21 protein-coding genes are annotated in these 25,992 nt (G+C 32.1%); 18 read left to right on the top strand and 3 right to left on the bottom strand.

The window, feature by feature from the left end; translation table 11 throughout:
* Positions 1–10: 10 nt before the first annotated feature.
* On the bottom strand, positions 11–841 hold the full coding sequence (locus CD111_RS06065) for an ATP phosphoribosyltransferase regulatory subunit (RefSeq protein ID WP_095086998.1): 831 nt from the start codon (positions 839–841) through the stop codon (positions 11–13).
* Positions 842–1,118: 277 nt separating this feature from the next.
* Positions 1,119–2,291 (bottom strand): MFS transporter, encoded by a 1,173-nt coding sequence (locus tag CD111_RS06070; RefSeq protein ID WP_095087001.1) that lies wholly within the window; start codon positions 2,289–2,291, stop codon positions 1,119–1,121.
* A 157-nt stretch (positions 2,292–2,448) separates the two neighbouring features.
* Between CD111_RS06070 and CD111_RS06075 the strand changes: the two genes are divergently transcribed.
* From CD111_RS06075 to CD111_RS06125, 11 genes are all read left to right on the top strand, one after another.
* On the top strand, positions 2,449–3,924 hold the full coding sequence (locus CD111_RS06075; protein ID WP_095087003.1) for a nicotinate phosphoribosyltransferase: 1,476 nt from the start codon (positions 2,449–2,451) through the stop codon (positions 3,922–3,924).
* The gene (gene nadE, locus CD111_RS06080) at positions 3,921–4,742 is read left to right on the top strand and encodes an ammonia-dependent NAD(+) synthetase (protein WP_095087006.1); all 822 of its coding nucleotides are present in this window, start codon (positions 3,921–3,923) and stop codon (positions 4,740–4,742) included. Before CD111_RS06075 ends, nadE begins: the two co-directional genes overlap by 4 nt.
* 64 nt (positions 4,743–4,806) lie before the next feature.
* Positions 4,807–5,376: a DUF2179 domain-containing protein gene (locus CD111_RS06085; protein WP_095087009.1), complete on the top strand. Its 570-nt coding sequence runs from the start codon at positions 4,807–4,809 to the stop codon at positions 5,374–5,376.
* Positions 5,366–5,542, top strand: a complete 177-nt coding sequence (locus CD111_RS06090) for an NETI motif-containing protein (protein WP_095087012.1) — start codon at positions 5,366–5,368, stop codon at positions 5,540–5,542. Before CD111_RS06085 ends, CD111_RS06090 begins: the two co-directional genes overlap by 11 nt.
* Positions 5,543–5,767: 225 nt before the next feature.
* Complete coding sequence (purB, locus tag CD111_RS06095; protein WP_095087015.1) at positions 5,768–7,063, top strand: adenylosuccinate lyase; 1,296 nt, start codon at positions 5,768–5,770, stop codon at positions 7,061–7,063.
* Positions 7,064–7,140: 77 nt separating this feature from the next.
* Entirely contained in the window at positions 7,141–7,443 is a 303-nt protein-coding gene (locus CD111_RS06100) for a YerC/YecD family TrpR-related protein (RefSeq protein WP_095087018.1), read from the top strand.
* 184 nt (positions 7,444–7,627) lie between these two features.
* Positions 7,628–8,317: a M15 family metallopeptidase gene (locus CD111_RS06105; protein ID WP_095087021.1), complete on the top strand. Its 690-nt coding sequence runs from the start codon at positions 7,628–7,630 to the stop codon at positions 8,315–8,317.
* A gap of 107 nt (positions 8,318–8,424) precedes the next feature.
* Positions 8,425–9,108: a heptaprenylglyceryl phosphate synthase gene (pcrB, locus tag CD111_RS06110; RefSeq protein ID WP_095087024.1), complete on the top strand. Its 684-nt coding sequence runs from the start codon at positions 8,425–8,427 to the stop codon at positions 9,106–9,108.
* A gap of 12 nt (positions 9,109–9,120) precedes the next feature.
* Positions 9,121–11,301, top strand: coding sequence for a DNA helicase PcrA (pcrA, locus tag CD111_RS06115; protein ID WP_095087027.1), 2,181 nt, complete (start codon positions 9,121–9,123; stop codon positions 11,299–11,301).
* A gap of 3 nt (positions 11,302–11,304) precedes the next feature.
* Positions 11,305–13,308, top strand: a complete 2,004-nt coding sequence (gene ligA / locus CD111_RS06120; protein ID WP_095087030.1) for an NAD-dependent DNA ligase LigA — start codon at positions 11,305–11,307, stop codon at positions 13,306–13,308.
* An 11-nt stretch (positions 13,309–13,319) separates the two neighbouring features.
* Positions 13,320–14,507 carry a CamS family sex pheromone protein gene (locus CD111_RS06125; RefSeq protein ID WP_095087033.1) on the top strand — a complete coding sequence of 396 codons (1,188 nt, stop codon included), beginning with the start codon at positions 13,320–13,322 and terminating at the stop codon, positions 14,505–14,507.
* Between the two features lie 61 nt (positions 14,508–14,568).
* On the opposite strand, the gene putP is transcribed toward CD111_RS06125, so the two are convergent.
* On the bottom strand, positions 14,569–16,104 hold the full coding sequence (putP, locus tag CD111_RS06130) for a sodium/proline symporter PutP (protein WP_095087036.1): 1,536 nt from the start codon (positions 16,102–16,104) through the stop codon (positions 14,569–14,571).
* 417 nt (positions 16,105–16,521) lie between these two features.
* Here putP and gatC point away from each other — a divergent pair, with 417 nt between their 5' ends.
* From gatC to CD111_RS06165, 7 genes are all read left to right on the top strand, one after another.
* A complete protein-coding gene (gene gatC / locus CD111_RS06135) occupies positions 16,522–16,821 on the top strand; it encodes an Asp-tRNA(Asn)/Glu-tRNA(Gln) amidotransferase subunit GatC (RefSeq protein ID WP_095087039.1) in 300 nt (99 codons plus the stop codon).
* Positions 16,822–16,824: 3 nt separating this feature from the next.
* Positions 16,825–18,291 carry an Asp-tRNA(Asn)/Glu-tRNA(Gln) amidotransferase subunit GatA gene (gatA, locus tag CD111_RS06140; RefSeq protein WP_095087042.1) on the top strand — a complete coding sequence of 489 codons (1,467 nt, stop codon included), beginning with the start codon at positions 16,825–16,827 and terminating at the stop codon, positions 18,289–18,291.
* A 6-nt stretch (positions 18,292–18,297) separates the two neighbouring features.
* Positions 18,298–19,725, top strand: a complete 1,428-nt coding sequence (gatB, locus tag CD111_RS06145; protein ID WP_095087045.1) for an Asp-tRNA(Asn)/Glu-tRNA(Gln) amidotransferase subunit GatB — start codon at positions 18,298–18,300, stop codon at positions 19,723–19,725.
* 177 nt (positions 19,726–19,902) lie between these two features.
* Positions 19,903–21,351, top strand: coding sequence for a helicase HerA-like domain-containing protein (locus CD111_RS06150; protein ID WP_095087048.1), 1,449 nt, complete (start codon positions 19,903–19,905; stop codon positions 21,349–21,351).
* Positions 21,352–21,421: 70 nt separating this feature from the next.
* Positions 21,422–22,387, top strand: coding sequence for a diacylglycerol kinase (locus CD111_RS06155; protein ID WP_095087050.1), 966 nt, complete (start codon positions 21,422–21,424; stop codon positions 22,385–22,387).
* A gap of 65 nt (positions 22,388–22,452) precedes the next feature.
* Positions 22,453–23,820, top strand: coding sequence for a 23S rRNA (uracil(1939)-C(5))-methyltransferase RlmD (gene rlmD, locus CD111_RS06160; RefSeq protein ID WP_095087054.1), 1,368 nt, complete (start codon positions 22,453–22,455; stop codon positions 23,818–23,820).
* Between the two features lie 130 nt (positions 23,821–23,950).
* On the top strand, positions 23,951–25,756 hold the full coding sequence (locus tag CD111_RS06165; RefSeq protein WP_197696916.1) for an LTA synthase family protein: 1,806 nt from the start codon (positions 23,951–23,953) through the stop codon (positions 25,754–25,756).
* Positions 25,757–25,992: the final 236 nt, after the last annotated feature.

Here is a 25,992-nt window from a genome sequence, read left to right on the forward strand (position 1 = left end):
AAAGAACCTCCTAATTTAATTGGATGCCAAATCCAAAGCCTTCTAATATACCGTTATAATGACCACCTGATGCGATAGGGGTGCGTGTGTTATTTTCATAGAGTTGAATGAAACTACCAACATAGTATGATTTTGGTGGCATTGTCGTAATATCAAGGTGGATATGATTGATACCCGAACTTTCAAGTGCTTGTTTCCAATATTGTAGTGACTGATAAGTTGGATGACTTTCATCACAAAATGTAGTCAGAAAATCAAGTTGCTGATGTGTAGGTGTTTTTAATAATTTCACGACAGGATGGTCTTGGTCTAAGATTTTAGAAATTTTAGAGATGTTTCTTTCACTAATAGCAAAATATAATTCATCAGTATGTTCTTCATCTTTGAGTAATAAATCAAACAATTGATAGTGACCGATTACGGCAAAATCAACGGTTAATGCAAGCATATTTTTAATGAAATGATAGATATCTTGGAAACATTCCAACATATCTTGTTTATTAGGGTTAAATACTTCAACACCTAAATTTGTATATATATGTTCATTTATAGAAACTAAGCCAGCATAGCTTACACGTGAAGCATTTAAATGATATTCTCTACTGTAATGTTGTATTTGATCGGTCCAATCACTTCTTAAACTATAGAACGCATCACCATTCTTCCATAAACTTCTCGTATTAAGACTATTTAAATCATCTTGAGTAAGTTGTGACCATTGTAGCTTTTCTATAAAACTCATATCGATCACTTCATAATTTCTTTTATTAAAATAATTTAAAAAAGATAATTCAGTTTGTTTTCTATTAATAACGTCATTGTTATATCTAACATAATCCATATTAAGTACCTCGCTTTTACTCTCTACCAAGTTAAAGTATTTTTGTAATTATAAATGATACTATAGCATGCTTGATTAAACTTATCAATTGAAAGTTCTGATAATTCGAATTATCAAACAATTTATAATGAATAAAGTAGGATGAATACAGTGTTTAATAATCTTTTATTTGCATATTTTTCTCTACCCTAAATATTGAGACCGACGAAAAGCACCCGGAACACATTTGTTCCGGGTGCTTTTCGTCAGTTGATTATGAAGTAACTATATTAATTTGTTAATATGCCTTTTCTTCTAAAGGCTCTTTATAAATTAACAATAGTATAAATGTAATAAATACAAAGGTAGCAATCATAGTGAAGAATATCGTACCATGTGATATTTGAATAATTGCACCACCTAACATTGGACCAATCATACTACCTATACTAAATGACATTGCTATCATTAAGTTTCCGGCTGGTAAGTTATGTTTTGGTGTCAAATCTGTCATGAAACTAACACCTAATCCGTAGAATGATCCTGTAAATAATCCAGCTATTAAAAATAGTATAACCATTATAAATGCATATGATGGTAAGAAGTCGCCAAGGAAGAATATGCAGCTCCCGATAAAGGTTAAAATAGTTAATACTTTTTTACGGCCATGTATGTCACTAAACATCCCTAATGGAACTTGGAATATAATAGCACCTAAACTAAAAGCTGGCAAAATTAATGTAATGCTTGTAACATCTAAACCATTTCTTAAAGCATATACTGGGAAATTACTATGTAATCCAGCTTCAAACAGACCATATAGAAAAGGGAACATAAATGCAATCCAAGAAGTTTTAATAACATCTCTGAAATTTTTTAAAGTGTTAAGCATGCTTATAGGTCTTATATTTGAAGATGGAAATTCATTATGTACTAATAAAACAAGTGAAATGGTAATAATTGAAAGTATTGCTGAAATTACAAATGGTAACACTTCAGAAACATCGACTAATTTTGCTAATAAAGGACCAAGCATGAAACCTGCTGAAAAACTAAAACCATAAACAGAAATCGTTCTTCCTAATTTATGTTTTGGTGTAATATGGGTTAGCCATGTTTGTGTACTAAAATGAAGCATATTATCACCAATACCTATTAGTAGTCTTAAGATAAACCAAATGGATAATGATTTTAAAGTTGGGAATAGTAACAGAGATAATGCAACAACTGAACCACCAATTAAAATCATATATTTGTAGCCAGATTTACGAACAAGTCCTTCAATAAAAAATGACGATAGAAAGACGCCAATATAAAGTGAAGTTGCATGTAATCCATTTAATGAACTAGAAATACCACTTCGCTCAAAAATAACAGATATTAAAGGTAATAACATGCCTTGTGAGAAACCTGAAATCGCAACAACGATAGATAGTATGATGAATAATTTTTTGAATGATGGATTTTTCATTTCATTGCCTCCCACTCATTTATTTATATCTTTAACATTTTAGCACAGTGAGAAATGACTTTATATTATGATTTTGAAATTAGTGCACTTTTTAAAATTAATTTTATAAAGTGTGATAAAATGATATCAAATTATATAATCTGAGGAGTATTGAATAATGTATAAATATGAAGACGATAGTTTGATGTTACACACTGATTTATACCAAATTAATATGGGAGAAACATATTGGAATGATGGTATACATGAACGTACTGCAATATTTGATTTATACTTCAGAAGTATGCCGTTCAAAAGTGGATATGCTGTGTTTAGTGGATTGGAAAGAATCGTTCAGTTTCTAGAGAATTTGAAATTTACTGATTCAGATATCGACTATTTAAAAGAGGTTGGATATAAAGATGATTATTTAAACTATCTAAAAACATTACGATTTACTGGAAATATACGCGCTATGAAAGAAGGAGAACTTTGTTTTAATAACGAACCATTAATTCGCGTAGAAGCACCTTTAATTCAAGCACAGTTAATTGAAACTGCTCTACTAAATATTGTGAACTTTCAAACGTTAATAGCAACTAAGGCAAGTAGAATTAAACAAGTTGTTCAAGATGAAATTGTAATGGAATTTGGAACAAGACGTGCTCAAGAAATGGATGCAGCAATTTGGGGAGCTAGAGCGGCTATTATTGGAGGGTTTGATTCTACAAGTAACGTAAGAGCAGGAAAGCTATTTGGTATACCAATTTCAGGTACACATGCCCATTCAATGGTTCAAACATATGATGATGAGTATGTTGCATTTAAAAAGTATGCTGAAAGACATGAAAATTGCGTTTTTCTTGTTGATACATTCCACACTTTAAAGTCTGGTGTACCAAATGCAATTAAAGTCGCAAAAGAACTAGGTGACAAAATTAACTTTATTGGGATAAGACTTGATTCAGGAGATATTGCGTATTTATCTAAAGAAGCAAGAACGATGTTAGATGATGCTGGATTTAAAGATGCGAAGATTTTTGCTTCAAATGATTTAGATGAAGAAACAATCACAAGTTTAAAAGCACAAGGTGCAAAAGTAACTGCATGGGGTGTAGGTACTAAATTAATAACAGCATATGATCAGCCTGCTTTAGGTGCAGTTTATAAACTTGTCGCAATAGAAGACGAGAATGGACAATTGTCAGATCGAATAAAAATCTCTAATAATGCTGAAAAAGTAACGACACCGGGAAAGAAAAATGTGTATCGTATTATTAACACTAAAACAAACAAATCAGAAGGTGATTACATTACGTTAGAATGTGAAACGCCAAATGAAGAAGATTATATCAAAATGTTCCACCCAGTTCATACTTACAAGATGAAGTATATTAAAAACTTTAAAGCAATAGATTTACATCACGATATTTTCAAAGATGGAAAACTTGTTTATAAACTTCCGGAAATTAATGAAATAAAGCAATTTGCTTTTGATAATTTAAATATATTATGGGAAGAAAATAAACGTTATTTAAATCCTGAAGAGTACCCAGTTGATCTAAGTACAAAATGTTGGGACAATAAAAATAAAAAAATCTTTGAAGTTGCCGAAAGAGTTGCAGAAGCGATAAAGGATGTGGATGAACAATGAGAGATTTACAATCAATTATCATGAAAGAAATGCATGTAAAACCGATGATAGACCCACAAAAAGAATTCGAAGAAATTAAAGGTTTCTTAAAGTCGTATGTAAAGGCACATAGCTTTGTTAAATCACTTGTACTCGGAATATCTGGAGGTCAAGATTCAACTTTATTAGGAAAAATTGCACAGCTAACAGTTGATGAATTAAATAATGAAGAGAATGGTCAATACGAATTTATAGCTGTTCGATTACCATATGGAGAGCAATTCGATGAACAAGATACACAAGACGCATTGGATTTTATAAATCCTTCAAAACGCATTACTGTAAATATCAAACCTGCTGTAACTGCGAGTGTTAAATCACTGAATGAAGCGGGTATTGAACTAACTGATTTCCAAAAAGGTAATGAAAAAGCTAGAGAACGTATGAAAGTACAGTATTCAGTTGCTGCAGCAAATAGCGGAATTGTATTAGGTACTGATCATTCCGCTGAGAACATCACTGGATTTTTTACGAAGTTTGGTGATGGTTCATGTGACATTGCACCATTATTTGGATTGAATAAACGTCAAGGGAAAGCCATATTAAAATACCTTGGTGGACCAGACCATCTCATTAATAAAGTACCAACAGCTGATTTAGAAGAGGATAAACCAGCACTACCGGACGAAGTTGCATTAGGTGTAACTTATGATGCGATTGACAATTTCCTAGAAGGTAAGAAAATTAGTGAACATGATCAAGAAGTGATACAACAACATTTTGTGAGAAATGCTCATAAAAGAGAAATGCCATATAATCGCTTTACGTGGCCTAAATAATGCGTGACAATTATTTGATTGCTTGTTAAAATTAGTCCAGTATTTTTAAAAGTGGAGGGTTTAAATGTCAGCTATATTAGATAATCCTTGGTTAATGGTACTATCTATATTTGTGATTAATATAGTTTATGTATCTTGTTTAACGATGAGGACAATATTAACTTTGAAAGGTTATCGATACGTAGCCGCTGCTGTAAGTGTACTTGAAGTAGTTGTGTATGTTATCGGATTAGGGTTAGTCATCAATAGTCTTGATCAAATTCAAAACATATTAGCATATGCACTTGGATTTGCAGCAGGAATCATTGTGGGAATGAAGATAGAAGAAAAAATAGCTTTAGGCTATATAGTTGTAAATGCAACTACGGCAGAATATGAAACGGATTTACCTCGTAAGTTGAGAGATTTAGGATATGGTGTTACACATTATGTTGCTAAAGGTAGAGACGGTGATCGATATGTGATGCAAATTTTAACGCCAAGAAGGTTTGAGTTGAAATTGATGGAAACGATCAAACAATTAGATCCTAAAGCATTTATCATTGCTTATGAGCCTAGAAATATACATGGTGGTTTCTGGGTTAAAGGCGTTAGAAGTAAGAAATTGAAGGCGTATGATACAGATGAAGTTTAAAGTAGAAGATAATGAGACGATTGAAATGTGCCTAAACCGTATGAAGGAACAAGGTTACACACCTGTGAAGCGATTTGAAAAACCAGTTTTCATTGAAAGAGAAAATGGAGAAATAGAAGTTTTAAAGCAAGAAATACAATTCGTTGGCAAGAAAATACAGGGTTAGACAAAATACCGAACTCTACATTACAAAGTAATGGTTCGGTATTTTAATTTGTTTAAAAGTCATAAGATTGACTATTTTGATTTAAAAAGTGTGTAATACAATATATAATGAAAAAGAAAGAAGAACACAATACACGAACTTTATATTAGTTTTGACAAATAATGTACGTGTTAACGAATGTCTGTTATACTGTAAATGACTAATATATGATAGGAGATTTTATCAATGATTGAACGTTATTCTAGAGAAGAAATGGCTAATATTTGGACTGAACAAAATCGTTTTGAAGCATGGTTAGAGGTTGAAATACTGGCATGTGAAGCTTGGAGTAAGTTAGGGCATATTCCTGAAGAGGATGTTAAACTTATTAGAAAAAATGCTAAAGTCGACGTTGATAGAGCTAAAGAAATTGAACAAGAAACAAGACATGATGTTGTTGCATTCACGAGACAAGTTTCTGAAACGTTAGGAGAAGAACGTAAATGGGTACATTACGGTTTAACTTCTACTGATGTGGTTGATACAGCATTAAGTTATGTGATTAAACAAGCTAATGAAATTATCGAAAAAGATATCGAAAGATTTTTAGAAGTATTAAAAAATAAAGCTATTGAACATAAACATACTTTAATGATGGGAAGAACACACGGCGTTCATGCCGAACCAACTACATTTGGTATTAAAATGGCATTATGGTATACAGAAATGAAACGTAACTTAGAAAGATTTAAGAGAGTGCGTGAAGAAATAGAAGTTGGGAAAATGAGTGGTGCAGTGGGTACATTTGCTAACATTCCACCAGAAATAGAAGAACATGTATGCAAGGAATTAGGACTAGACTTTGCACCTGTGTCGACTCAAACGTTACAACGTGATCGTCATGCTTATTATATTGCGACACTTGGATTAATCGCTACATCAATAGAGAAATTTGCAGTTGAGGTGCGTGGATTACAGAAAACAGAAACAAGGGAAGTTGAGGAATCCTTTGCTAAAGGTCAAAAGGGTTCATCAGCTATGCCACATAAACGAAATCCAATCGGTTCTGAAAATGTAACTGGACTAGCAAGAGTAATAAGAGGTTACATCACAACAGCATACGAAAATGTTCCACTTTGGCACGAAAGAGATATTTCTCACTCTTCAAGTGAACGTATTATGTTACCTGATGTTACGATAGCTTTAGATTATGCTTTGAATAGATTTACAAATATTATTGATAGATTAACTGTATTTCCTGAGAATATGAAACGTAATATTGATAAAACTTTTGGACTTATATATTCACAACGTGTGATGCTCACTTTAATTAATAAAGGAATGGTTAGAGAAGAAGCTTATGATTTAGTGCAACCTAAAGCAATGGAATCATGGGAAACACAAACACCATTTAGAACATTAGTAGAACGCGATGACAAAATTACAAACTTATTAAATGCTGAAGAATTAGATGAATGTTTTAATGAAAAACATCATTTAAATCAAGTAGATACTATTTTTAAAAGAGCAGGCATCGAATAAATAAGTTTATACTGTACTTTAATAGGTTAGTGCGTTAAAATGCAATTAATGAACTTATAAAAACAGGGGTTGATTTTTTGCAAATCGAAAAATTAAGAGGTAAAGCTTTAGACGAATTGTTTGATGCAGTTTTAACGTTACAAACAAGAGAAGAGTGTTATCAATTCTTTGATGATATTTGTACGGTAAATGAATTACAATCATTGTCACAACGATTACAAGTTGCGAAAATGATTAAACAAGGTTTTACTTATGCACATATTGAAAAAGAATCTGGTGCTTCAACAGCAACCATTTCGCGTGTCAAAAGATCATTACAATGGGGTAATGATGCATATACGATGATTCTTGAAAGAATGAATATAGAATTTAAAAAATAAAAATTTTGATAAGCATACATTCCAACGGAAGTCCGGGGCACAATTGTCCCGGACTTTTCTCTATATCATTTGATCATATTTAATGATTGTTTTGATAAATAGATTAAGTAAGAGAATAATTTTTGATATTGTTATAAAATAGTAATATAATAATTTAATTAAGTGTTAGAAGGAGATATCATAAATGAAACGAATTTATACATTAATTGCTGCTTCAATGTTTTTGTTAAGTGCTTGTACTACAGATGAATCGAATCAGCAAAAACCAAAGAAGTCGGAAGAAACACATGATTCTTCTCAAAAGCAAAGTGACAAACAAGAAAAGAAACAACATAAAGTAACGAAAAAAAATGGTGTCACATATATAGATGGACATATTTTTGCGAATAAAAAAGTTGACCTACCAAGAGACTATGCACCAGGTGAAAATAAAATTGCTAGGGATCATTTAAATCAACTTATTCAAGATGCAAATAAAGAAGGTTTAGATATTGTGTTTAGAAGTGGTTATCGTTCTTATGAAGAGCAAGCGCAATTATATAAAGACTATGTTGCTAGAGATGGCGTTGAAGAAGCGGATAAATATAGTGCAAAACCTGGAAAGTCTGAACATCAAACAGGTTTAACTTTTGATGTTGGCTCAAATACTGCTACATACGATTTCAAAAAATCATTCGGCGATACAAAAGAAGGTAAATGGATTGAGCAGAATGCTTATAAATACGGATTCATAATTAGATATTTAAAAGGGAAAGAAAATATTACGGGATATCAATATGAACCTTGGCATTTAAGATATGTTGGTAAAGACTTAGCCAAAAAAATTCATCAAAAAAATCTGACTCTTGAAGAATACTTTGAGTACGGTTATTAAGAAGCGACATTTTCGCTTCTTTTTTTATTGAAAATACCTTATTTCATTTCGGAATTTAAACTTAAAAATGCTATAATTAATCTTATGATAATTAAAGGAGTTTATGTATGTACGATATAAAGTTATGGCGACATGTTTTTAAATTAGATCCTGCTAAATCTATCTCTGATGAAGATTTGATGAAAGTATGCGAATCAGGTACAGATGCCATTATTATTGGCGGTACGGACAATGTCACTGAAGATAATGTACTTAATTTAATGAGTCGAATTAGAAGATATCCATTACCTTGTGCACTTGAAATTTCAAACAAGGAAAGTGTTGTTCCAGGATTCGATTTTTATTTTGTGCCGAGTGTTTTAAATAGTGCTGATGTAAAGTATCATAATGGCATTTTGCATGATGCACTAAATGAATATGGTTATATGATGAACTTTGATGAGATATTTCTTGAAGGCTACGTTGTAATGAATGAAGATAGTAAAGTTGCAAAACTAACAAATGCCAATACGGATTTAAATATAACCGATTTAGAAAGCTATGCATTGATGGTAGATAAACTATATAAATTACCAATATTTTATCTAGAGTATAGTGGGAAATACGGGAATCCAGAAGAAGTAAAAGCAATAAAACATAACTTAGAGCATGCTCAATTAATATATGGTGGAGGTATTTCAGATTTAAATACGGCTAGAGAGATGTCAGAACATGCTGATACTATTGTAGTTGGGAATTTAATATATGAAAACTTAAAGCAAGCATTACAAACGACTAAAGTAAAACAATAAAGGAAGGTTTTTATGAACACATTGTTAGATAGAATGAATGATGAACAAAAGCAAGCAGTCAAGACAACACAAGGGCCATTATTAATCATGGCAGGTGCAGGAAGTGGTAAGACGCGTGTTTTAACACATAGAATTGCATATTTACTAGATGAAAAGGATGTTTCACCATACAATGTTTTGGCGATTACATTTACTAATAAAGCTGCTAAAGAAATGAAAGAAAGAATTAGTAATCTAGTAGGTCCAGAAGCTGAAAGTATTTGGATTTCAACATTCCACTCAATGTGTGTAAGAATCTTAAGACGTGATATTGATCATATTGGAATTGAACGTAACTTTACAATTATTGATCCAACAGATCAAAAATCAGTTATTAAAGAAATTTTGAAAAAAGAAAATATAGATAGTAAAAAATATGATCCAAGAACATTTATAGGCGCAATTTCTAATTTGAAAAATGAACTAAAAACAGCTGAAGATGCAGAAAAAGAAGCAAATGATTTTTACAATACGATGGTTGCAAGTGTATATAAAGGTTATCAAGAAAAATTATTGCGAAATCATGCACTCGATTTCGATGATTTGATTATGATGACAATTAGGTTGTTTGAACGCGTACCAGAAGTGTTAGAATTTTACCAAAATAAATTCCAATATATTCACGTTGATGAATATCAAGATACGAATAAGGCACAATATACGCTCGTGAAACTACTTGCAAGCAAATTTAAGAATATTTGTGTAGTAGGTGACTCTGATCAGTCTATATACGGTTGGAGAGGTGCAGATATTAAGAATATTTTATCTTTCGAAGAAGATTATCCGAATGCTAAGACGATTTATTTAGAACGAAATTATAGATCAACTAAGACGATTTTAACTGCTGCAAACGAGGTTATTCGAAACAATTCAGAACGTAAACCAAAGGCACTTTGGACTGATAACACATCAGGTTCGAAAATTCAGTATTATGAAGCAATGACTGAAAGAGATGAAGCTGAGTATGTTATTAGACAAATTCTTAAGAAAAAGCAAGATGGATATAAGAATCAAGATATAGCAATTTTGTATAGAACAAATGCTCAATCACGTGTACTTGAAGAAACATTTTTAAAATCTAATATTCCGTATACGATGGTAGGCGGCACTAAGTTCTATGACCGTAAAGAAATTAAAGATTTATTAAGTTACATTAGACTCGTTTCTAATAGTAATGATGATATAAGTTTTGAACGCATCATCAATGTTCCAAAGAGAGGGATCGGTCCATCAGCTGTTCAAAAAATTGCTCAATATGCAAGCATGAATAATTTAAGTTACTTTGATGCTCTAGGTGAAGTTGATTTTATAGGATTATCTAAAAAAGTAACACAAGAAGCGGTGGACTTTTATGAGATGATGAATAATTTTATGCAGCAACAAGAATTTCTATCCATCACAGAATTAGTTGAACAAATTCTTGATAAATCTGGTTATAGAAGCATGTTAGAAAACGAACAAACGATTGAATCTCAAAGTAGACTTGAAAATATAGATGAATTTTTATCAGTTCCTCGAGATTATGAGAAAAACACACCAATAGAGGAACAATCTTTAATGAATTTCTTAACTGATTTATCACTTGTAGCCGATGTTGATAATGCTGATTTAGAAGCTGGTGTTACGTTAATGACAATGCACTCAGCTAAAGGACTAGAATTTAAGGTTGTCTTTATAGTTGGTATGGAAGAAAGTATTTTCCCTCATTTCAGAAGTTTAAAGTCTGGTGAAGAGCATGAAATGGAAGAAGAAAGAAGAATTGCTTATGTAGCAATTACACGAGCTGAAGAAGAGTTGCATGTTTCACATGCTACGACACGCACTTTGTTTGGTAAATCTCAAGCAAACGTAAAATCAAGATTTTTAAACGAAATACCAGACGATTTACTAGATGGTGTAAAACCTAACATGTCATTTAAATCAAAACAAACTGTAGCACCGAAACGAGGATACGCACGAAGAGTTAACACACCACAACAAACTGAATCAAATTGGAATGTTGGAGATAAAGTTACACATAAATCTTGGGGTGAAGGTATGGTAAGTGCAGTTAATGACAAAAATGGTTCAGTTGAACTTGATATTATCTTTAAAAACGAAGGACCGAAGCGTTTATTAGCTCAATTTGCACCGATTGAGAAAAAAGGAGAATAAATGATGGCTGAATTAAAATCAAGAGTTGAAGAATTACATCACTTATTACATCGATATAATCGTGAATACCATGTGTTAGACAATCCAACCGTTCCAGATAGTGAATATGACAAATTACTACATGAATTAATTTCTATAGAAGAAGAACATCCTGAATTAAAAACGGCAGATTCCCCGACTGTAAGGGTCGGAGGACCACCGTTATCACAATTTGAGAAAGTTAATCATGATACGCCAATGCTATCACTAGGCAATGCATTTAATAATGAAGATTTAAGAAAATTTGATCAACGTATTAAGGATAAAGTAGGCAAAGTACATTACACTTGCGAGCTAAAAATAGATGGTTTAGCCGTTTCTTTAAAATATGAGAACGGTCGATTTGTACAAGGATTGACGAGAGGTGATGGTACAACTGGTGAAAACATAACCGAAAATTTAAAAACAATTCATGCCATCCCATTAACAATTAAAGAACCACTATCAATTGAAGTTCGTGGTGAAGCTTATATGCCGAGAAAGTCATTTATAGCGTTAAACGAACAAAAAGAAAAAAATAACGAGCAATTATTTGCCAATCCAAGAAATGCAGCAGCGGGATCATTACGACAATTAGATTCTAAATTAACTGCAAAGAGAAAATTGGATATATTTTTATACAGTGTGAATGATTTAACTGAGATTGAAGCAAAAAGTCAATCTGAAGCATTGAATAATTTAGATGACTTAGGCTTTAAAACAAATAAAGAACGTGAAACATTTGATGATATTGAAGGTGTTATTAAGTTTATTGAAAAATGGACAGAAAAAAGAAATAACCTTCCTTATGATATAGACGGAATCGTTATAAAGGTTGATGATTTAGATCAACAACAAGAATTAGGCTTTACACAGAAATCTCCAAGATGGGCAATAGCATATAAATTTCCTGCTGAAGAAGTGTTAACTACACTTAAAGATATAGAACTGAGTATTGGAAGAACAGGTGTCGTGACACCAACAGCTATATTAGAACCTGTTAAAGTAGCTGGAACAACAGTTTCACGTGCCTCGTTACATAACGAAGATTTAATACATGAGAAAGACATTCGCATCGGTGATAAAGTCATTATCAAAAAAGCAGGGGACATTATACCAGAAGTTGTACGTAGCATTTCCGAAGATAGAAGTGAAAGTAGTAAAGTTTATCATATGCCTACACATTGTCCTAGCTGTGAACATGAGTTAGTTAGGATAGAAGGTGAAGTAGCACTAAGATGTATTAACCCTAAATGTCCTGCACAGCTTGTTGAAGGTATGATTCATTTTGTATCACGTCAAGCGATGAATATTGACGGTTTAGGTGAAAAAATCATCGAACAATTATATCAACATAAAAAAATCAAAGATGTAGCAGATTTATATTATTTAACTGAATCAGATTTATTACCATTAGAAAGAATGGGCGAGAAAAAAGTCGATAATTTGTTAAAAGCGATCGAAGCTTCTAAAAGTAAATCACTAGAACATTTATTATTCGGATTGGGTGTTAGACATTTAGGAACAAAAGCAAGTCGTGTTATTTCAGAATATTATGAGACAATTGATAATTTATTTGAGGCAACGATTGAAGATTTAACTTTAATTGCAGACGTTGGTCATAAAATGGCTCAGTCATTAGTCACTTACATGGAAAATGAAGATATAAAAGTTTTAATTAATAAATTAAAAGAAAAAAATGTTAATATGACATACAAAGGTGTTAAACAGTCAGAAATACAAGGTCATCCAAGTTTTAGTGGTAAAACGTTCGTTTTAACTGGTAAAATGACAGAGATGACAAGACCAGAGGCAACTCAGATTATTCAATCTTTAGGTGCATCAGTAACAAGTAGTGTAACGAAGAAGACGGATGTCGTTATAGCTGGTGAAGATGCTGGTTCTAAATTAAAGAAAGCAGAACAACTAAATATCGAAGTTTGGACAGAACAAGACTGGTTGGATAAATATCGTAATATCAATGAATAGAGGTTAATAATATGAAAAAAGGATTTCTTATTTTAGCGACTGTTTTTATGCTAACGGCATGTTCATCAGATACAACACAGAAAGATAATCAAGATAAATCTGATAAAGAAAAGCAACAAACGAAACAAATATCTACTGGTATGCAAATTTCAAATGAATACTATCGTACTTTATTACCATTTAAAGTTAGCGCGGCGAGAGGCTTAACACAAGATAACATGATTTCTAGTTATAATAGTGAGGCATTTGAAAGTGGATTGTTGGATATAAGTAAAAAAACTTTTTCACCAGAAGATTATTTGTACCGAGATGGACAATTTTTAGATAAAGATACTGTAAGAGCATATTTAGCGCCTAAATATACAAAAGCAGAAATTAAAGATATGAGCGCTGATGAAAAAGAACAAAAAAATGCTGGAGAGAATTTAGGTTTAAACCCTACTCATAATGGCGAAACAGATCCAGAAAAAATTGCCGAAAAATCACCAACTTATTTATCACATATTATAGAACAAGATTATTTCACAGAAAGTGATGCCAAAAAACAAAAGATCTCTGGTATGACGATTGGTCTAGCTATGAACAGTGAATATGTTTACCAAAAAGAAGATTATGGGGAAACATATACGAAGAAGTTAGATAATAAAGATATTGAGAAAAAAGGGAAAGAAGCTGCCGAAGAGATACTTTCTCGTTTAAGAGTTCGAGACGATTTGAAAAATGTTCCAATCAACTTTGCTATTTTTGTACAATCTGGTGAAGGGGATATTAAACCAGGTAAATTTATTTATTATGCAACAAGTGACGGTGGTCACCGTGATGTAGAAGGTTGGGAAAAACTGAACCAAAAACATGTCACGATTCCATCATCTGAAGCATCTGATTTAGATGAAAATCTAAATTCAAACTTTGAGCAATTTAATCAAGATTTACAAAAGTATTTCCCGAATTTCACGCAATCAGTTGGAACTGGAAAGTTTGATGATGATAAACTAACAGAACTTAAAATTAAAATTCCGCTTGATTATTATGGAAAAGCAGAAGTAATTGGCGTTACGCAATATGTGGCTGATTTATCAGGAAAATACTTTAAAGGTGTCGATGATATCGAAATTTCAATAGTTGACGGTGAGGAACCGCAAGCGTTAATCACAAAAACTAAAGAAGATAACGAGCCGAAAATTCATATCTATAAATAATGAAATATAAAAAAGCTTATTAGTCGTAATTACACGGCTAATAAGCTTTTATTGTTTAATGTTATTTATCTTCGTTTAATATGCGATGCATTTGATCTAAACTATCGATTACTTCTTGATCAGGTTTTTTAGTAAATGAGCTTACTACGAATGTCACGACAAGATTCGTGATGAAACCTGGAATAATTTCATAAAGTTCGAATATACCACCATGACTCTTCATCATAATCCAGAATAAAACTACGATTGATGAAGTAACCATACCTGCTATTGCTCCGTTCTTAGTTAAACCTTTCCAGTATAGTGATAATAATACTAGAGGTCCGAATGCAGCACCAAATCCTGCCCATGCATTACCAACTAAGTTTAAGATTGTATCATTAGGCGTCCAAGCTAGTAATACAGCAATAATAGCAACTGCTAGAACAGCAAAGCGACCAATTAATACGAATTCTTTATCTCTATTTGCTTCATAACCTCTCTTCTTAGTTATGATTTTGTAGAAATCTTGAGTTAAAGCACTAGATGTAACAAGTAATTGTGAAGAAATTGTACTCATAATTGCTGCAAGAATTGCTGCTAAGAAGAATCCTCCAACTAATGGGTGGAATAATACTTGACTCATTAATATGAATATCGTTTCAGGATTGTCGATAGTCTGGCTAGTATCGTGAATATATGCGATTCCAGTTAAGCCTACTAGACAAGCACCAAGTAATGAGATAGCCATCCAACCAATACCAAAGCGTCTAGCTGTAGGTAACATCTTGTGAGACTTAATAGACATAAACCTAACAATAATATGTGGTTGACCAAAGTAACCTAATCCCCATGCGACTAATCCAATAATACTAATCGCTGATGTCCCTTTAAAGAAATCAAGGTTAGAAGGTTTAACTTCAGCAACCGTGTTAAATGTATCTAAGCCATTCAAAGTAAGCAGTGCAGCTATTGGTACCATAACCATAGCTATTAACATGATGACACCTTGGAAGAAGTCAGTTAATGACACTGCTAAATAACCACCAAAGAATGTGTATAACACGACGATACCACCTGTAATAATGATACCTAGTCTATAATCTACACCAAATGCACTTTCGAATAATGTTCCCCCTGAAACCATACCGACTGAAGTATATAAAGTGAAGAACACTACAATAATGATTCCTGAAATAATTTTTAATACATGCGTATTATCAGCAACACGCTTTTCGAAAAAGTCTGGAATCGTAATTGCGTTTCCAGTATGTTCAGTATAAACACGTAGTTTCGGTGCTACTAGTATGTAATTTAACCAAGCACCTACTGTTAATCCAATTGCTAACCAAGTTGCTGAAAGGCCAATGTTATAAACTTCCCCAGGGAGGCCCATAATCATCCAACCACTCATATCTGATGCACCAGCGGATAATGCTGTTACATAAGGACCTATACTACGGCCACCAAGCATGTACTCGTCTAAATTACTTGTAGATTGTTTGTAAGCATAATACCCGATTGCTAGTAATACAAGAAAATAGACAATAATCATGAAGTAAGTCTGCCAGCCTGAAGCAACTCCAGCGCTCGCATCAATCTGTCCTAAAATAAACATAATCCCGCTCCTTTATAATTGTTTTAAAGTTGCACGTTGACCATTATACACAAATAAAATATTATTCAAAGGGTAAAAAGTAACTATTGTATATAAGTAGTATAACATAATTTAAAAAGATAGTCACAAATTGGACACAATTTAAATTGTGTAACGTGCGTAATTCCCTACTTAGATTACATTTTGTCGCAAAAGTTAAAACATCAACTTTATAAGCTAAATTAAAAATAAAAATTACTATAAAATTGATGAAAATTTAACTTTAAACGTAGCAACAAATATTCAGTTTATTTCTTCCGATAATTTATTATACACAATGTATGCGTTTTCATATAGGTCTTTTTTAATAACTTTAGATTTTTATATGAAAATTTGGTAAAATTGTATGATGTTAGATTAACTAAGGAGGCGTCACGCATGACGAAAGTAACAACTGAGCAAGTTGAACATGTTGCTAATTTAGCTAGACTTGAAGTTTCAGAAGACGAAGTTAAAGAATTCACAAAATCACTCGAGGATATTTTGAATTTTGCAGGACAATTAGATGAAGTTGATACAGAAAATGTTGAACCAACTTTTCATGTATTAGATTTACAAAACGTTCTTAGAGAAGATAAGAGTGAATCAGGAATTCCTCAAGAAGAAGCATTAAAAAATGCTAAAGAAACTGAAGCAGGACAGTTTAAAGTTCCCGCTATTATGAACGAGGAGGACTAAAGAATGACAATTCGTTATGAAACTATTGAAAATTTATCTAAAATGATAAAAAACAAAGAAATCAAACCATCTGAAATTGTGAGAGATATCTTTGATGCAATTGAAGCGGATGATCCAAATATTAAATCTTTCTTAGCGCTTGATAAAGAAGCGGCAATTAAAAAAGCTGAAGAACAAGATAAATTACAAGCTGAAGATAAAATGAATGGAAAACTTTTCGGTATTCCTATGGGAATTAAAGATAACATTATTACTGAAGGTGTTGAAACAACATGTGCTAGTAAAATGTTAGAAGGATTTATTCCTATTTATGAATCTACTGTTATGAACAAATTGAAAAACGAAAATGGTATTTTGATTGGTAAATTAAACATGGATGAATATGCGATGGGTGGTTCAAATGAAAACTCATACTTCAAGAAGACAGTAAATCCATTTGACCATAAAGCAGTACCAGGTGGATCATCTGGTGGTTCAGCAGCAGCTGTTGCTGCAAGTTTAGTACCTTTTGCACTTGGTTCAGATACGGGTGGTTCAATTCGTCAACCAGCATCATATTGTGGTGTTGTGGGAATGAAACCTACATACGGACGTGTATCTCGTTATGGTTTAGTAGCATTCGCATCATCTTTAGATCAAATTGGACCAATTACACGAAGTGTTAAAGATAATGCATTAATATTAGAAACGATATCAGGACATGACGCACATGATTCAACAAGTGCGCCGATTGATGATGTAGATTTTACATCTGAATTAGGACAAGATATAAAAAATCTTAAGATTGCACTTCCAGAAGAATTTTTAGGTGAAGGTGTATCTGAAGATGTTAAGCAATCTGTAACTGAAGCGGTTAAAACACTAGAATCATTAGGTGCTACTGTGGATAGAGTATCATTACCAAACACGAAATATGGTGTTGCTAGTTACTATATTATTGCGTCATCTGAAGCATCAGCTAACTTAGCTCGTTTTGATGGAATACGTTATGGTTTTCATTCAAAATCAGCTCAATCACTAGAAGAGTTATACAAAAAATCACGTGGTGAAGGATTTGGTGACGAAGTTAAACGTCGTATTATGTTAGGTACGTTTGCACTAAGTTCTGGTTATTACGATGCTTACTATAAAAAAGCACAAAAAGTACGTACTTTAATCAAACAAGACTTTGAAAAAGTATTTAAAGATTATGATGTCATTGTTGGACCAACTGCGCCTACAACAGCATTTAATATTGGTGAACAAATAGATGATCCGTTAACTATGTATGCTAATGATATATTAACAATTCCTGTTAACTTAGCAGGTGTACCATCTATATCAATTCCTTGTGGTAAATCAAATGGTCGTCCAATCGGTTTACAAATTGTTGGTAAACCTTTCGATGAAAAAACCATTTATAAGGTTGCTTATCAATATGAAACACAATTTAACTTACATGACGACTATAAAACGATACAAGGAGTGTGAAACTAAATGCATTTTGAAACAATCATAGGTTTAGAAGTACACGTTGAATTAAAAACAGAATCAAAAATGTTCTCTTCATCACCAGCTCATTTTGGTGCTGAACCGAATACAAATACAAATGTAGTAGATTTAGCTTATCCGGGTGTATTACCTGTAGTTAACAAAACTGCAGTGGACTGGGCAATGCGTGCAGCAATGGCATTAAACATGGATATCGCTACAGAATCTAAATTTGATAGAAAAAACTATTTCTATCCAGATAATCCAAAGGCTTACCAAATTTCACAATTTGACCAACCGATTGGTGAAAATGGATGGATTGATATTGAAGTAGATGGTGAAACGAAACGAATCGGCATAACGCGTTTACACATGGAAGAAGATGCTGGGAAATTATCACATAAAGATGGATATTCTTTAGTAGATTTAAACCGTCAAGGAACACCGTTAATTGAGATTGTGTCTGAACCAGATATTAGATCTCCAAAAGAGGCTTATGCTTATTTAGAGAAACTACGTGCTATCATCCAATATACAGGTGTATCAGACTGTAAAATGGAAGAAGGCTCATTACGTTGTGATGCAAATATTTCATTACGTCCATATGGACAAGAAGAGTTTGGTACTAAAGCAGAGCTTAAAAACTTGAACTCATTCAACTACGTACGTAAAGGATTAGAACACGAAGAAAAACGACAAGCAGAAGTATTATTATCTGGTGGAGAAATCTTACAAGAGACACGTCGTTTCAACGAATCAACAGGTGAGACAATCTTAATGCGTATTAAAGAAGGGTCAGATGATTACCGTTATTTCCCTGAACCTGACCTTGTACCATTATATGTTGATGAAGAATGGAAAGAACGTGTTCGTCAAACAATTCCAGATTTACCAGATGTTCGTAAAGAACGTTATGTAAATGAGTTAGGTTTACCAGCATATGACGCTCATGTACTTACATTAACAAAAGAAATGTCTGATTTCTTTGAAGCATCATTAGACCATGGTGCAGATGTGAAATTAACTTCAAACTGGTTAATGGGGGGCGTAAATGAATATTTAAATAAAAATCAAATTGAACTACAAAATACAAAACTTACACCTGAAAATTTAGCTGGTATGATTAAGTTAATTGAAGATGGTACGATGAGTAGCAAAATTGCTAAAAAAGTCTTCCCTGAATTGGCGAAAAATGGTGGGGATGCTCATCAAATAATGAAAGATAAAGGTCTTGTTCAAATTTCTGATGAAGCAACATTATTAGGATTTGTAACAGAAGCGTTGGATAATAATCCGCAATCTGTAGAAGATTTTAAAAATGGTAAAGGTAAAGCAATGGGCTTCTTAGTCGGACAAATTATGAAAATTTCTAAAGGACAAGCAAACCCTCAAGTTGTTAACCAATTACTAAAATCAGAATTAGAAAAAAGATAATAAAAAGTAAATGAATCATAGGTGTCAGGTAGAAATCTTTTTTGTTAAAGATTTCTACCTGACTTTTTTATAAATAATTATTTTTATTGAAATATAGTTATCATTATCTTATCGCTTGCATGGAGCGAGACTTAAAGTAAAATAGAAATTAACAATAATCTTTGGGGGATAAGTTAAATGACACAAATTAAAATTGCGAAGAATGATAATGAAATAAATTTAGAACTAGCTCAAGCAAATAGACACGGATTAATTGCAGGTGCAACTGGTACTGGAAAAACAATTACACTTAAAGTTTTAGCAGAACAATTTTCTAAAGAAGGTGTACCCGTATTTCTATCAGATGTAAAAGGCGATATTTCTAGTTTAGCTGAAGCAGGCGTAATAAATGACAAAATACAAGAAAGATTGGATCAATTAAATATAGAAGATTTTAATCCAAATGCTTATCCTGTAACATTATTTGATGTGTTCCAAAAGAACGGTGTACCAGTAAGAACTACTATTACTGAAATGGGTCCAATGCTAATTGGCAAATTATTAGAATTAAACAGTACGCAATTAGGCGTGTTAGATATTGTCTTTAAAGTAGCAGACGAAAGTGGATTATTATTAATCGATATGAAAGATTTTAAGGCGCTGCTTAAAGAAATAAATGATAATCGTACTACATATACAGAACAATACGGTAATATTTCATCTGCCTCAATAGGCGCAATTCAACGTTCATTATTAAGATTAGAATCAGAAGGTGCGGAATTATTTTTCGGTGAACCAGCACTTGAATTAGAAGATTTTATAAAATTTGATGAATCTGGCAGAGGGATGATTAATGTATTAGATGCTTCGGTTTTATATCAAAAGCCAAAACTGTATGCAACGTTTTTACTATGGTTATTATCTGAGCTGTTTGAAAGTTTACCTGAAGTAGGCGATCCAGATAAACCTAAAATAGTATTCTTCTTTGATGAAGCACATTTACTATTCAATAATAGCACTAAAGAAATTGTTGAAAAAGTAGAACAAGTTGTAAGGTTAATACGTTCAAAAGGTGTAGGAATTTATTTTGTGACTCAAAACCCGATTGATATTCCAGAATCAATATTAGGACAATTAGGTAATAGAGTACAACATGCATTAAGAAGTTATACACCTAAAGACCAGAAAGCAATTAAGAGTGCTGCACAAACATTCCGTCAAAATGATTCTTTCGACACAGCAAAAGTTATCGGAGAACTGAAAACAGGAGAGGCACTCGTGTCATTTTTAAATGAAGAAGGGCAACCAAATATTGTAGAACGTGCATTTATCCGTCCTCCAGAAAGTAAGATTGGTGTCATCGATGAAAAAGTAAAACAAGATTTAATAGTACATGCAGAATTAAATCAAACATACAAAGAGACATTTGATCGTGAAAGTGCGTATGAATTATTACAGAAAAAAGTCGAAAAACAAACAGCACAAGATTCTAATCAAAAACAATCGAAACACACATCTCATAAAGAACCTAAGAAGAAAGAAACAAAGTCGCAATTTCAAAAAGAATCTTCAAAAATACTATCATCTATTGGAAGACAAATTGGACGTGAAATCGTAAGGAATATATTTGGAACGAAGAGACGATAATTATTTATACTTTCTTATCTATGATATTTGCTATAATATAAAGATATAAGAATATACAAGAGGGATCTCAATGAAAAAACGAGCTAGAATCATTTATAATCCTACATCAGGTAGAGAGTTGTTTAAACGTGCATTACCAGATGTATTGATCAAATTAGAACAAGCAGGATATGAAACAAGTGCACATGCCACAACAAGTGCAGGAGACGCAACACAGGCAGCTAAAAAAGCACTAGAATATGATTATGATGTGATTATTGCTGCTGGTGGCGATGGTACTTTAAACGAAGTCATTAATGGTATTGCTGAAGCTAAGAAACGTCCCAAACTTGGTTTAATCCCAATGGGAACAGTAAACGACTTTGGAAGAGCTTTACTCATACCAAATGATATAATGGAAGCTGTCGATACAATTATTAAAGGTGACTTAGTTCCTGTTGATGTCGGTAAGATGAACAATCGTTATTTTATTAATATTGCTGGTGGTGGAAAGATCACTGAAGTGTCTTATGAAGCACCAAGTAAGTTAAAAACGATGGTTGGGCCGTTAGCCTATTATATTAAAGGATTAGAAATGTTACCTCAAATTAAGGCAACGGATATAAGAATAGAATATGATGGCAATGTGTTTCAAGGAGAGGCAATGATGTTTTTAATTGGATTAACAAATTCAATTGGGGGCTTCGAAAAATTAGTTCCAGATGCTGATATTAATGATGGCAATTTCACGCTGCTAATATTAGAGAAAGTTAATTTCGCCGAACTAGGACATATTATGACGTTAGCTTCTAGAGGTGATCATATTCACCATCCTAAAGTGCATTATACTAAAGCGAAAAATATTAACGTATCATCATTTGAGCAAATTCAATTGAATGTTGATGGTGAATTTGGAGGCGTTTTACCTGCTAATTTCCTGAATTTAAAACAACATATACAAGTATTTTCTAAATTAGAACGTATTAAACGTGAGCACGGAATTGAAACTGTTGAAAAAGAAAGAGAAAGACTTCAAGAAGAACAAGTAGAAGAATAAATAAAGGAAAATGGGACATATTAGTGTCCCTTTTTTCTATGTTATACAAGAAAGAGGTAGTTATTATGACAAATGTCGTAAATAAGAATGAGACATATACTGGACAAGTTATAGATTTTACACATGAAGGTCACGGTGTAGTAAAGTTTGATCGATTTCCAATTTTTGTTCCAAACGCAATTAAAGATGAGACGATAGAATTTAAAGTTATTAAAGTCAAAAAACAATTTGCGATAGGTAAACTATTAACAATTAAAGAAAAGTCTCAAGATAGAATTGAGGCACCTTGTGAATATTATAAAGAGTGTGGTGGGTGTCAATTACAACATCTAAGCTACACTGCACAACTTGAAATGAAGAAAGAACAAGTCGTTAACTTGTTTCAACGGAAATCACATTTTGAAGATACTGTTATAAACAATACAATCGGAATGGAAAATCCATGGCACTATAGAAATAAGTCACAAATTCCAGTTCAAAAAAATAGACAAGGTGAAATTGAGCTCGGATTTTATAGACAGAGAAGTCATACATTAGTTGATATAAATCACTGTATGATACAAGACAAAAAACACGATCAAATCATGAATAAACTAAGAACAATGTTAGAACAGTTAAATATGAATATCTATAATGAACAAAAGCATAAAGGCGAACTTAGACATATTATATTAAGAAGCGGTTATTATACAGAAGATACAATGATAATATTCGTTACAAATACGAAACAATTAAGCCATAAGAACAAGATAATCGACTATATTACAAATGAATTTGAGAATGTGGTCAGTATTAAACATAATATTAATCAAGAAAAATCAAATGTCATAATGGGAAAAACATCCTATACCATTTATGGTAAAGACACAATTGAAGATCAATTAGCAGAATACCAATTTAAAATTTCTGATACATCATTTTATCAAATAAATCCCCAGCAGACCGAAAAATTATATAATAAAGCATTAGAATATGCACAACTAGATGGGGAGCAAACCGTAATAGATGCATATTGTGGAATTGGTACTATAGGTACTTATATGTCCCAAAAAGCAAAACATGTATATGGTGTAGAGATTGTAGAAGAAGCTATAAAAAATGCTGAAGAAAATGCGAAAATTAACCATGTAGAAAACGCAACATGGGAAGCAGGTAAAGCAGAAGACATCATATTAAAATGGAAAAAAGAAGGTATCAAACCAGAAGTCGTTATGGTCGACCCACCAAGAAAGGGCTGCGATCAAACATTTATAGAAACACTTATAGAATTATCTCCAAAGCGTATCGTTTATATATCTTGTAACCCAGCAACACAAGTAAGAGATGTAGAGATATTGAAAGAAGCGGGATATAACCTGAAAGAAATTACACCCGTAGATATGTTCCCACATACAACACACGTAGAAACAGTAGCTTTGATAGAAAAAAATTAGTTCAATGGAAAATAATGGGTTTATTTACAATAAAAACAAAAAACACTTGAATAGATTTGTATAATAATATTATAATATTTAGGTATATATAAATTGTTAATTTAAACTAAATGACACCACAGGAGGAATTATGCAGATCATATTATTATTTTCAGTCAGTATTTTGTTATTTACAGTAGATATTCTTTTCTTTAAAGAAAAGAAAATTAAACCCATTTTGAAGAATATTTTAATTTATACGTTTGGTGTACATACAATAGCATTTGTTATCATGAAAGAAATTTTAGATAAGAAAACAATTTATCATGAGTCTGGATTGAATGTTTCATACTTCTTGAAATATTTTATATTTGCGTGTGTTATCGGATTAATTGTGATTTTTGTCAAAGCACTCTTAACGAAAAGCATTACAATTGAACGTAATCAAAAGCGATTAGGATTAGTCAGAGGTATTGTTACATTTATTTCAATTATATTTGTCATCATAGGTAGTTTCTTATATTTTGGAACAGAGTGGTTCATCAATTTCTTTGGAAAACTAACGCCAGAACAGTTTATATTTAACTTTAATTCTCCAATTAAAGGAACAGCTTCTGGCATTACAGGTCAAATTATTAACGGTCCTGTCATTTTATTATTAGGGATTTCAGTACCATTTTTAATAATAATGGTTCTAAATTTTGCGGTTGTAAGAAATGGAAAAACATTATTTACCGATCATATCATTAAATATGTAGGGTGGTTATTGTCGTTAATCATCATCGTATATGGTGTTCAATATAGTATGGAACAACTTCAACTAAAAAAAGTGTATCAAGCATATTATGATGATTCAAATTATATTAAGGATAATTATAAAGCTCCAAAAACAACACAAATAACATTCCCTAAAAAGAAGAAAAATTTAATTCATATTTATTTAGAGTCTTATGAGAATAGTTATTTTGATGAATCTTCAGGTGGTTATATGAAGAAGAATTTAATGCCTGATTTAGAAAAATTGTATGATGAAGGAGTATCTTTCTCTAATACAACAAAGCGCGGTGGCCCTTATCAAACATATGGTTCAAGTTGGTCTGTAGCTTCTATGGTTAATATGAGTACAGGATTACCTTTAAAAATCCCAATGAATGGTAATGGATATGGCAAATCAGGTTATTTCTTACCTGGTGCTGTAGGTATTGGTGATATTTTAAACAAAGAAGGATATAATCAAACGGTTATGTTCGGAGCGGATGCTGACTTTGGTGGTCTGACAACATTCTTTACTACACATGGTAACTATAAAATTTATGATGTGAAACATGCACGTAAAATAAATAAAATCCCTAAAGACTATAAAGTCTGGTGGGGATATGAAGATAAAAAACTATATCAATTTGCAAAAGAAGAAATTACGAGATTGTCTAAAGAAGGTAAACCATTTAACTTTACAATGGAGAATGCAGATACACACTTCCCAGATGGATACATCGAAAAAGATACACCACGTCCATTTGATAAACAATATTCGAATGTAATTTTCCATTCTCAAAAGCAGGTAACTGACTTCGTACGTTGGATACAGCAACAAGATTTCTATGATGACACAGTGATTGTCTTAACTGGTGACCATTTAAGTATGGATAAGAAATATTTTAAAGATTTCAATCCGAAATACCATCGTAGTGTTACAAATTTAATTATTAATGATAAGTTCAAATCTCAAAAACTTAAAACAACGAATCGACATTATGCACCATTTGATATGTATCCGACTATATTATCAAGTATGGGTGTGGATATTAAAGGTTCTAAATTAGGTCTAGGTACAGACTTATCATCCAATGAAAAGACATTGATTGAGCGTGATTCATTGAATAAAGTGAATGAAGAATTATCAAGAAAGAGTAACTACTACAATAAAGAATTTGTATCAGAAAGAAAAGTAAAATAACAGAATAAATGTTCAAAAGCTGATTTCATATATAATATGAGGTCAGCTTTTTAGTTTGTATCATTTTTATCAATTACTTATAATAGTATGTAATTAATTACATAATGTGTTTTTATATCTGACAAAATGTGAATGATATTAATTTAAAAAAGTATCATAGACATACAATAAATAGTATTAATTTTAGTTTTATTTTATAATGTAATTGTATGGGATATTAAGACTTGGTTACATGG

The sequence above is a fragment of the Mammaliicoccus stepanovicii genome (assembly GCF_002902525.1).
GTDB classification, from domain to species: domain Bacteria; phylum Bacillota; class Bacilli; order Staphylococcales; family Staphylococcaceae; genus Mammaliicoccus; species Mammaliicoccus stepanovicii.